The organism is Tenacibaculum aquaeponti, assembly GCF_057221555.1.
Genome location: NZ_CM170147.1, coordinates 2,664,029 through 2,676,199, shown reverse-complemented (window position 1 = coordinate 2,676,199; position 12,171 = coordinate 2,664,029). Strand labels below are relative to the sequence as shown.

At 31.3% G+C, this 12,171-nt stretch carries 7 protein-coding genes; 2 read left to right on the top strand and 5 right to left on the bottom strand.

Annotated elements, in window-relative coordinates; genetic code table 11:
- Nucleotides 1-3 precede the first annotated feature (3 nt).
- The 4 genes from ruvA to glpK form a co-directional block, all read right to left on the bottom strand.
- Nucleotides 4-585 (bottom strand): Holliday junction branch migration protein RuvA, encoded by a 582-nt coding sequence (gene ruvA / locus AC2TEO_RS12060; protein ID WP_442265068.1) that lies wholly within the window; start codon nucleotides 583-585, stop codon nucleotides 4-6.
- Nucleotides 586-651: 66 nt separating this feature from the next.
- On the bottom strand, nucleotides 652-2,940 hold the full coding sequence (locus tag AC2TEO_RS12055) for an NADP-dependent malic enzyme (protein WP_442265067.1): 2,289 nt from the start codon (nucleotides 2,938-2,940) through the stop codon (nucleotides 652-654).
- Nucleotides 2,941-3,020: 80 nt separating this feature from the next.
- Complete coding sequence (locus tag AC2TEO_RS12050) at nucleotides 3,021-4,457, bottom strand: SLC13 family permease (RefSeq protein ID WP_442265066.1); 1,437 nt, start codon at nucleotides 4,455-4,457, stop codon at nucleotides 3,021-3,023.
- Nucleotides 4,458-4,471: 14 nt separating this feature from the next.
- The gene (glpK, locus tag AC2TEO_RS12045; protein WP_442265065.1) at nucleotides 4,472-7,642 is read right to left on the bottom strand and encodes a glycerol kinase GlpK; all 3,171 of its coding nucleotides are present in this window, start codon (nucleotides 7,640-7,642) and stop codon (nucleotides 4,472-4,474) included.
- Nucleotides 7,643-7,776: 134 nt separating this feature from the next.
- On the opposite strand from glpK, the gene AC2TEO_RS12040 reads away from it, so the two are divergent.
- Nucleotides 7,777-8,403, top strand: a complete 627-nt coding sequence (locus tag AC2TEO_RS12040) for a PAS domain-containing protein (protein ID WP_442265064.1) — start codon at nucleotides 7,777-7,779, stop codon at nucleotides 8,401-8,403.
- A 38-nt stretch (nucleotides 8,404-8,441) separates the two neighbouring features.
- Here AC2TEO_RS12040 and queG read toward each other — a convergent pair whose 3' ends face one another.
- Entirely contained in the window at nucleotides 8,442-9,377 is a 936-nt protein-coding gene (queG, locus tag AC2TEO_RS12035; RefSeq protein WP_442265063.1) for a tRNA epoxyqueuosine(34) reductase QueG, read from the bottom strand.
- Nucleotides 9,378-9,493: 116 nt separating this feature from the next.
- Here queG and AC2TEO_RS12030 point away from each other — a divergent pair, with 116 nt between their 5' ends.
- The gene (locus tag AC2TEO_RS12030) at nucleotides 9,494-12,124 is read left to right on the top strand and encodes an AsmA family protein (RefSeq protein WP_442265062.1); all 2,631 of its coding nucleotides are present in this window, start codon (nucleotides 9,494-9,496) and stop codon (nucleotides 12,122-12,124) included.
- The last annotated feature ends 47 nt before the right edge of the window (nucleotides 12,125-12,171 follow it).

The following is a 12,171-nucleotide window of genomic DNA, read 5'->3' as shown; positions in this document are numbered from 1 at the left end:
TTTTTACAAATTTTTTAGTGCCTTTTTTATCAGCTCTTCTACACTTGCTGATGGCAATTCTTTTAAAATATCGTTTATAACTTTACCTGCTTGTTTACGTGTAAAACCTAAAACCTCTAATGCAGATAACGCTTCTTCTTTGTTTGTATTGTTTTGAACCACTGAAACTTCATCAATATTAAAGGTCTTCAATATTTTTTGTTTCAAATCGATTATAACACGTTGAGCTGTTTTTGCCCCTATACCTTTTACTGATTGGATTACATTTACGTTTTCTGAAGCTATGGCTTGTTGTACTTCCTCTGCTGTCATTGAAGACAACATTGTCCTAGCAATACTAGGGCCAACACCAGACACAGAAATCAGTAATTTAAACACTTCTCGTTCAACTTTATTTATAAATCCGTAAAGTGTATGCGCGTCTTCACGGATAGATAAATGTGTATACAACAATACATTTTCATCTTTGGGGAGAGCAGAGAATGTATTTAATGAAATATGGAGTAAATACCCCAATCCATTACAATCAACAACTACATGTGTAGGATTTTTTTCAACTAACCTTCCTTTTATTTGTGTAATCATTGTTCTCTTTTAACAGACGCCTAAAGTAGTAAATTTTTTACTATTGTAAAACCGATACTTTACTGTTTAAAAATTACTTAATCTTCCCTTCTCACGCTCTTGTGCATCAACTATTGCTACTGCTGCCATATTTACCATTTCATCTACACTTGCTCCTAGTTGTATGACGTGAACTGGCTTACTTAAACCTAATAAAATCGGCCCAATAGATTCTACTCCATTAACTTCTTTCATTAATTTATATGTAATATTAGCTGACTCTAAATTAGGAAAGATTAAAACATTAACTTTTTGACCATTTAATTTAGAAAATGAGAATTCCTTAGATAACATTTCTGCATTTAATGCAAAATCAGCTTGTAATTCTCCATCAACAATTAAATCGGGGTAATTTTCATGCATGTAAGCAACTGCTTCTCTAATTTTTGTTGATGTTTCTGACTTGGTTGAACCAAAATTAGAAAAACCTAACATCGCCACCTTTGGCTGCATACCAAACATCCTAGCTAAAATACTTGTATAGTGTGTTATCTTTGCTAGCTCTTTTGCTGATGGATTTATATTTATTGTTGTATCTGCTAAAAACATAGGTCCTTGCTTAGTTAACAATAAATTTGTTGCTGCTATTTTTTGTACTCCCTTATCTCGGTCTATTAATTCTAAAATTGGTTTTACTACCGAAGAGTAAGGCCTAGAGTATCCTGTTATTAATGCATCTGCTTCTCCTTCATTCACCATCATAGAAGCAAAATAATTACGTTGACGCATCCACTTTTCTGCTTCTAACAAAGTCATTCCTTTGCGTTGACGTTTTTCCCAAAACAATTTACCAAAACGTTTAGTTCTTTCTACTTCTTCAGTAGTTTTAGGATCTATAATTGGCACATTAGCGTCAAAACCTAATTCTTCTTTTAACTCTAAAATTATCTCCTTGTTTCCTAAAAGAATAGGGTGCCCTAACTTTTCATCATAAACTCTTTGTGCTGCCTTTAACACATCTAAATGATCTGCTTCTGCAAACACAATTCGTTTAGGATTTGTTCTAGCTCTATTGTGTAGTATACGAACTTCTTTGCTACCAGAACCAGAACGATCCATCAACTCGTATCTATACTTTTCCCAATCTTGAATTGGCTCTTGAGCAACTCCACTTTCTATAGCTGCTTTAGCAATTGCTGGTGGAATTTCATAAATTAATCTTGGATCAAAAGGCTTTGGAATAATATAATCTTTACCATAAGAAAGACTAACTTCATCATAAACAATGTTTACTTGCTCAGGTACAGATTTCTTTGCTAAATCTGCTAACGCATGTACAGCAGCCATTTTCATTTCTTCATTAATCTTTGTTGCTCTAACATCTAAAGCTCCTCGAAATATAAATGGAAAACCAAGTACATTGTTAACTTGATTAGGATGATCTGATCTACCAGTAGCCATAATAATATCATCTCTTGTATCCACAGCTAAATCATAATCAATTTCTGGCTCTGGATTAGCCATAGCAAATACAATAGGATTTTTCGCCATAGATAATAACATTTCTGGACTCACCACATTTCCTTTAGACAAACCAATAAACACATCTGCGTTATTCATTGCTTCTTCTAAAGTATTTAAATCTCTTTCTGTAGCAAATTCTTCTTTTTGAGAAGTAAGGTTATCTCTATCTTTTCGGATTACTCCTTTACTATCACACATTACTACATTTTCACGCTTGGCTCCTAACGCTAAATACAAACGTGTACAAGAAATCGCAGCTGCCCCAGCTCCGTTTACCACAATTTTAACCTCTGAAATATTTTTACCATTAATTTCTAATGCATTTTTTAAAGCTGCAGCAGAAATAATAGCTGTTCCGTGTTGATCATCGTGCATTACGGGAATATCTAATTCCTCTTTTAATCTTCTCTCTATTTCAAAAGCCTCTGGAGCTTTGATATCTTCAAGATTTATTCCTCCAAAAGTAGGAGCAATAGCTTTAACTGTTTCTATAAATTTATCTACATCTGTTGCATCTACTTCAATATCAAAAACATCAATATCTGCAAAAATCTTAAATAACAGCCCCTTACCTTCCATTACAGGTTTTGATGCTTCAGGACCAATGTCTCCTAATCCTAAAACGGCTGTTCCGTTAGATATTACTGCTACCAAATTTCCTTTAGCAGTATATTTATATACGTTTTCTTTGTTTTTTTCAATTTCTAAACATGGTTCTGCTACACCAGGAGAATACGCTAATGATAAGTCGTGTTGAGTTGCATACTTCTTCGTTGGCACCACTGATATTTTACCTGGCTTAGGTTTAGCATGATACAATAGTGCTTCTCGTCTTTTACGTGATTGACTCATAAACTCTTTTAGTTGATTATTTAAAAAATAAATATAGTTGTTTTGTTATAACTTTTATGGTTTGATTGAAAAAATATCAATTAAAGTAAAATTGGTATAATATATTTAAAGATTATTACTAGTAATAATACCGCTAAGCAATTTAAAATCAACCCTGTTTTCATCATATCTTTTACTGTAACGTAACCACTCGCAAAGACAATTGCATTTGGCGGAGTTGCCATTGGTAACATAAAAGCACAACTACTTGCTATGGTAACAGGAATTAACAAATTAATAATTGGAATATTTAAACCTAAAGCGATACCCGCAACTACTGGTGCTAATACAGCTATTAACGCTACATTACTCATAAGCTCTGTCATAAATAACATAAGAAATATTAAAATAACACCTGTTAAAAACACTCCTAAATTATATGATGCAATTGTATTAGAAACCATATCTACAATACCGCTACTTGACATTCCTTTGGCTAGCGCCAAACCTCCTCCAAATAATATTAAAATCCCCCAAGAAAGCTTCTCTGTATCTTTCCAGTTTAATATAAAATCTCCTTTTTTAAAATTGAATGGAACCGCAAAAATTGCCAATGCAGCAAATACGCTAATCATCGTATCTGTAAGCTTTAATTCCGGAAAGACTTTATTAATTAAAGCTCTGAAAATCCATAAAAATATAGCGCAAACAAAAACTAACAAAACAAATTTCTCACGTTTTGATATTTTTCCGAGCTTTTTTAATTCTGCATGAATTACTTCTTGAGAAGCCTTAAATTTCAAATTTTTATTTGGATACATAAACTCTACCAACACCAAATACACAACTGAAATCATTATTAGAGAAAATGGAAGACCGATAGTCATCCACTCTAAAAAAGAGATTTCAATATTGTATTCATTTTCTAAAAATCCTATTAAAACAGAATTAGGTGGTGTACCTATAATTGTTGCTATTCCTCCAGCATTTGCTGAAAAAGCAATTCCTAACATTACTGAAACTGCAAAGTTCTTATCATCTTTTGTAAAACCATCTTCATCATCAATTAACAATTGAATTACAGACAAAGCTATTGGTAGCATCACCACTGTACTAGCTGTATTGCTAATCCACATACTTAACAATCCTGTAGCAATCATAAAACCTAACACTACTTTTTTGGGTGTTGTTCCTGTTAATTTAATAATGGTTAATGCAATACGTTTATGCAAATTCACTTTCTCTAAAGCTAAGGCCATTACAAATCCTCCGAAGAATAAAAATATAATCGGACTCCCGTAATTGGAACCAACTTCATTCATCGGCATAACTTTCAGCAAAGGAAATAAAAGCAAAGGAAGTAATGCCGTTACTGAAATTGAAACTGCTTCTGTGATCCACCATGTAATCATCCAAAGTGCTACACTAATAACTTTATCACCATTATCAGAAACCAGTTCAAAAGGTAAAACACTAATAATCAAAAAGAAAACAGGGCCTAAAAGTAAACCTACTCTTTTAGTAATCGGGTATTTCATTTTAAATACATTCTTTATGAATTAAATTCTGTTTCATAATACGTTGTTGCATCGTCTAAAAGCATTTGTAAAATTTGCTTTTCGTGCTCAATTCGTTTACGATCCCAATCTAATGTTTTGACACAATCTTTTAAGACTAAATCTTTGTATTTAAAGATGCTGTGAATATCAAAATATAATCTTCCTGTTCTTCTCACAAAGAAATCTGCTAATCCGTTTACCATTTCAAAATGAATACAATACCAAAGTTCTGCTCGAATGAAACGCTCTTCGATTGTTCCTGATAAATAAAAAGAAAAACGTTCTAAAATCTTACTTGCATTCTTTCCAAAATTTGTAGCCAAATACCAAGCATAATCTTCATCATCTATTCCTAAGTTCGCCAAATTCGTTTCCAATTCTTTTTCGTAAGCCTGAACTTCTTCCGAAGATGACATTGAAGGGTTTACTAATGAAATATGTTCTGTTTCTGATTTTTTAACTGATCTTCTACGTTTTTCACTCATGGTTTTTAAAACAGCATCAATTACTCGATGTGCCATTTTTCGATACCCCGTTAATTTTCCTCCAGCGATAGAAATTAAACCTGTATCTGAAACAAAAATCTCATCCTTTCTTGATAAATCTGACGGATCTTTTTCCTCTTCATGAATTAAAGGACGTAATCCTGCCCAATTTGATTCTATATCATCTATTGTTAAATGAATTTCTGGAAACATATTATTCACAGCGCTCAACAAATATTCTGCATCTTTTTTAGTCGCTACTACTCTATCTAAATCACCAGCATAATTTGTATCAGTTGTTCCTACATATGTGCAACGACCTCTAGGAATTGCAAAAACCATTCTTCCGTCTGGAACATCAAAATAAATAGATTGTTTAATTGGTAATTTCTCTAACGGAAAAACAATATGCACACCTTTTGTTAAATGCAGGTGTTTATTGTTTAGTGAATTATCTTTTCTACGCAATGTATCTACCCAAGGACCAGCAGCAGACACATAATTATTTGCTTTAATATTTAATGTTTTCCCGGTATTGTGGTCTATACAGTTTAAACTTTCAATCTTTGATTCACTATTGTAAACAAACGATTCCATTTCACAATAATTCACAATTGTGGCTCCGAATTCTGTTGCTTTCTTTAAGATTTCCACTGTTAATCTAGCATCATCTGTTCTATATTCTGCATAATAACCACTTCCTAAAGTGATACTTTCATCTAAAAGCGGTTCTTTTTCTAAAGTCTGTTTTTTATCTAACATTCTTCTGCGATCGTCACCATCTACATTTGCTAATAAATCGTAAACTTTTAATCCGATTGCGGTCATCATTTTACCATAAGTTCCACCTTCAATTAAAGGCAATAACATTTTCTCTGGAATTACTAAATGCGGAGCTAATTGATGCACAATAGCACGTTCTGTACCCGATTCTCTAACTAAACCAATTTCTAGCTGTTTTAAATAACGTAAACCGCCATGAATCAGTTTTGTTGATTTATTACTTGTACCTGAAGCAAAATCATTCTTTTCAATCAAACACACTTTCATACCTCTGGATGAAGCATCTAAAGCGATTCCAGCTCCAGTGACTCCTCCACCAATAATGATTAAATCAAAAACTGTGGATTTCATTTTTTTTAGCTGTCGTTCTCTATCTAAAACTGAAAATCGAATTGGTTTTTGCTTTTTATTTTTCCCTTTTGTTTGTGTTTTTTCAATTGCTTTAAGCCATCCTTTGTATTTCTTTTTTCTGGCTTTCGGAGTCATTTTTGTTTGAAAAACCGTATCAATTTTTCGTATAGTATCGACATCATTTAATGTCCAAACCCCAGATTTAATTCCAGCTAATAAAGCAGCTCCAAAAGCAGTAACTTCAATCATTTTTGGTCGATCTACTTCAACATTTAAAATATCAGATTGAAATTGCATTAAATAATTATTCGCACTTGCTCCACCATCAACTTTTAGCGTAATCATTTCTTTACTACTATCGGTAATCATTGCATTAATTACATCTTTCGTTTGATAAGCTAAAGATTCAACAGTTGCTTTTATAATTTCATCTCTACCAGTATCTAAGGTCATTCCATAAATACTTCCTTTCGCTTCTTGATCCCAATACGGAGCTCCAAGTCCAGCAAACGCAGGAACCACATAGATACCTTTTAACGATGGAATACTATTACAAATCGCTTCTGTATCGGAAGCTTTATCTATAATTTTCATACGATCTCTTAACCACTGAATAGAAGCGCCACCAACAAATACACTTCCTTCTAAAGCATATTTCGTAGGTTCATTTTCTAAAGTACAAGTTAGAGTCGTTAATAGTCCATTATTAGAAACAACTTGTTTTCTTCCGATATTTAACAGAATAAAACAACCGGTTCCATAGGTGTTTTTTGCAATACCAGATTTAAATCCACCTTGACCAAATAATGAAGCTTGTTGATCTCCAGCAACTCCATAAATAGGAATTTGTTCACCTTCAAAATTAATACAACCAAAATCAGAAGAAGACTGCTGAACACTTGGTAATAATGATTTCGGAATATCTAAAGCATTTAAAATAGTTTCATCCCAAGACAAATCCTTGATATTATACAACATTGTTCGAGATGCATTGGTATGGTCTGTTAAGTGTTTTTCACCGTTGGTAAACTTATAGATCAACCAACTATCGATCGTACCAAAACATAATTTACCTTGATCTGCTTTCTCTCTTACACCTTCTACATTATCTAAGATCCATTTCAGTTTTGTTCCTGAAAAATAAGAATCGATAATCAATCCCGTATTTTCTTGAATATAAGATGAAAGACCTTTGGTTTTTAATTCTTCGCAAATCGCTTTAGTTCTTTTATCTAACCAAACAATTGCATTATAAACAGGCTCTCCTGTTTCTTTATCCCAAACCACAGTTGTTTCTCTTTGGTTTGTAATTCCAACCGCAACAAGTTCTGTAGGTTTTATATCTGCCTTTCTTACCGCCTCTTTAAATGTTTCTAATTGATCGTTATAAATATCAATCGGATTATGTTCTACCCAGCCAGATTCTGGATAATGTTGTGTTAATTCTTTTTGAGCAATACCAACAATTTCTCCATCAGTATTAAAAATTATAGTTCTTGTACTTGTAGTACCTTGATCGAAAGCTGCTATATATTTCTTGTGCATATCTGTAAATTCAGATTCAAATTAATTTCTTCTAAAATAGTTAAAATGAATTATTATAAAAGAAACATGACAAATATCATTCTTTAACATCGTTTATCTTAAGATTTTTGTGATTAAACTTAAATACTAATACTATGAATCACATCCCCCCGACTCAACAAATAGTTGATGAAGAAATACAATGGAACAAAGAAAAAACTATTGTTAGTAAAACCGATGCATTCGGAACCATACTATATGTAAATGATGTATTTAGTGAAGCTTCAGAATACAGTAAAGTAGAACTTATTGGTGAACCTCATAACATTATACGACATCCAGATATGCCTAAAGTTGCTTTTAAAATTTTATGGAAAGCTTTAAAAGATGGAAAAAACTTTCACGCTATTGTAAAAAATAGAACTAAATCTGGAAAATACTATTGGGTAATCACAGATTTCATTATAGACAGAAATGATAAAAATGAAATTACAGGTTATACCGGTAGAAGAAAAGCTGTTCCAAATAGTGTTATCAAAAAAATAGAACCTATTTATAAAACACTAGTAGAAATAGAAAAATTAAAAGGAGAAAAGGCAAGCGAACTATACTTTAATGCATATTTAAATGAAGAAATAGGCAAAAGTTATGATGAATTTGTTCTTGATTTATTTGAAGAAGAAGTTGCTAAACAAAAGAAAAAAAACGCTATAGCAAAAAGAGAAAATATATTTAAAAAAGGGCTCAACTGGTTTTTTGTTACAGAATATGAAATGAGTTGATTGTTGATTTGTGTGAACTACACCTTAAATAAATCTTTTTAAGGTGTAGTTTTTTTAATAAAATCAATTGTACTTGTTAAACCTTTAAATTTAGCCCTCTTAACTGCCGATTTTTTAAAAACCTTGCTAAATGTTTCTTGTGTTAACTCTTCCCAATCTCTTTTTTTTAATCCTAATAAATTTTCTTTTGGATTGAATAATGGTTCGTTATGAGGTTTTGAAAAACGATTCCACGGACAAACATCTTGACAAACATCACAACCAAACATCCAATCTTCCATATTTTCTTTAAACTGACTCGGAATATTATCACGCAACTCAATGGTTAAGTAAGAAATACATTTACTACCATCTATTTGATTATTTGGCAATATTGCTTCCGTCGGACAAGCATCTATACATCGTGTACATTTTCCGCAATGATCTGTTTCGAAAGGGTGATCATACGCCAATTCTAAATCAATAATTAACTCTGCTAAAAAGAAAAAAGATCCTTGTTGTTTTTGAATTAATAAAGTATGTTTTCCATTCCAACCTAAACCTGCTTTTTCCGCCCAAGAACGTTCCATTACAGGAGCAGAATCAACGAAACAGCGACCATTAACCTCCCCTATTTCGTCTCGTAAAGATTCTAATAATTCAAAAAGTTTATTTTTAATAACATGATGATAATCTTCCCCATAAGCATATTTTGCCAATTTATAGGAATCAGAATTCTGAACTTCCTCTGGAAAATAATTATAAGACAGTGAAATTACTGATTTCGCTCCTTCTACCAAAAGCCTAGGATCTAAACGTTTATCGAAATGATTTTCCATGTAATGCATTTCTCCATGAAAACCATTTTTTAACCAAGTTTCTAATCGCGAAGCTTCTTCCTCTAAAAAATCTGCCTTCGCAATACCACAAGACATGAAGCCCAGTCTTTTAGCTTCATTTTTTATGAATTGAGAATATTCTGCAGTTTTTTTCAAAAATTAAACTTTTTATTAACTACAAAATTACTCATAACTTTTAACTTTGTTATTTATTTACTAAATGTAAATCCAATAAACCCCAATATAAATCGTTGTCATAAAAAATAAGTATCATGAAAAAAATTGTCAAAATTATAGCCATAACATTAGTAGTAGTCATTGTTGCGCTAGCGGCAATTCCTTTCATGTTTCAAGATAAAATTGTTGCTCTTATAAAAGAAACAATTAACAATAACGTAAATGCTAAAGTTGAATTCGCGGATGCTAATTTGAGTTTACTTAAAAACTTCCCTAAAGCTTCTGTAGAATTAAAAGATGTTTTGGTTACCAATTTTAAGCCTTTTGAAGGTGACACATTGCTTTACAGCGAATCTGTAAAAATTAAACTTAAACTTACTGAGGTTTTTAAATCCTCTAACAGTCAGTTAAATATAAACTCGTTCACTATTGATAATTCTTTAGTAAAAATCCATATTGATGAACAAGGAAATGCAAATTATGACATTGCAAAAAAAGACGCATCTAAAGCAGTAGAAGAAAAAACTGAAGAAGCTACCGGAGAAAGCAGTAACTTTAGTTTATCATTAAAAGAATATGCAATTACTAATGCTACTTTAAGATACCACGACGACAAAGGAAAAATGGATGTAGTTTTATCTGATTTCAACCATTCTGGAAGTGGGGATTTTTCTCAAAAAACAACAGAGCTTGATACAAAAACAACAACTAACATCCTTTTTGAAAAAGATGGTAAAGCATTAGTTAAAAATCAACATTTAGATCTGAATGCAGTTTTAGCTCTAGACTTAGAAAGCGGAAAATATTCATTTTTAAAAAACGAAGCACATATTAACCAACTTCCTTTAATTTTTGATGGATTTGTTCAATTAAATAAAGATAACAGCCAAGAAGTTCATGTGAATTTTAAAACTCCATCTTCTGACTTTAAAAACTTTTTAGCTTTAATTCCAGAAGAATATGCTAAGAATATTTCTGATGTAAAAACTACTGGTGATTTTAGTATTGTTGGTAAAGTAGACGGAAAAGTTACAGAAACAACTATCCCAAAAATAGATGTAACCATTGCCTCTAACAACGCTTCATTCAAATATCCTAGTTTACCAAAAAGCGTAAAAAACATTCGTATTAATACTCAAATTAAAAATACTACTGGAAATGTAGATGATACTTATGTTAATCTTCAAAAGTTAGCCTTTAAAATTGACGAAAATGAGTTCAGTGGAAATGCTAAAATTAGTAATTTGACTAAAAATCCTTATATCAACTCTACTGTTAATGGAAAAATTGATTTAAGTCATATTGATAAAGTATATCCTTTAGAGCTTAAAAACGACTTAAGCGGAATTATAACAGCAAATTTAACTTCTAGCTTTGATATTGATGCTGTTCAAAATAATAAATACCAACGCATAAAAAACAGTGGTAATTTAGAAATTAAAGACTTTTTATTTAGCGGAGAACAAGTTGCTAATCCAATACAAATTAATGCAGCAAAAGTAGATTTTGCTCCAAAAAAAATATCATTAACAAAATTTAATGCCGTTACAGGTACAAGTGATTTAAATGCTACTGGTACAATTAATAATTTACTAGGTTTTTTACTTTCAGATAAAAATTTACAAGGAAACTTTAACTTAAACTCTAACTCTTTTAAGGTTAGTGATTTTATGGTTGCTGAAACCGAAACCAGTGAAATTCCTAAAGAAAAAACTCCTGAAAGCAAAGAAGGACAACCTAAAGAAAAACTTAAAATTCCAGCATTTTTAGATTGTGTTGTAAACGCTTCTGCAAAAGAAGTTCATTACGATAATTTAAAACTTTCTAATGTTCAAGGAAAGTTAATTATAAAAGATGAAAAAGCTACATTACAAAATGTAAATGGAAATATGTTTGGTGGAACTATAGCCTTAAACGGAGCTGTAAATACTCAAAAAGAACAGCCTGTATTTGATATGGATATGGGAATTAAGTCTTTTAACATCAGTGAATCATTTAAAAACATTGAACTATTTAAAATGCTTTCCCCAATTGCCGATGTTTTACAAGGGAAATTAAACACCAATTTAAATTTATCTGGAAATCTTAATGATGATTTTACACCTAATTTAACTTCTATGACTGGTAAAGCTTTAGCGGAAGTATTAGCAACAAATGTAGAACCTAAAAACTCCAAAGCTTTAAGCTTATTAGATCAAAACTTAGGATTCGTAGATTTAAAACAACTGAATTTAAAAGACATTAAAACTAATTTATCTTTTGATAATGGAAAAGTGAATGTAAAACCTTTCAACCTAAAGTATAAAGATATTGACATTCAAGTTGGAGGTAGCCATGGTTTTGATCAATTAATGGATTATAACGCTACCTTTAATGTTCCTGCAAAATACTTAGGAAGTGAAGTTAGTAATTTACTTGGTAAACTAGACAGTAAAGATCAAAACGTGAAAGTTCCTGTTACAGCTAACTTCTCTGGAAGCTTTTCTAACCCATCAGTAAAAACTGATTTAAAATCTGCTGTTAGCAACTTAACTACTCAATTGGTTCAAAAACAAAAAAACAAACTATTAGATAAAGCTGTAGGTGGTTTATTAGGAAATAAAAACAATAAAGCTTCTGCTACCGATAATAAAAAGGATAATACAGTAAATGCTGTAAAAGATGTCTTAGGTGGTTTATTTGGTAAAAAGAAAAAAAAGAAGAAAGAAGACAACAAAAAAAACTAAATATAAATCATTGATTTTTAGTATTTTATTTTTATATTTGAATTATA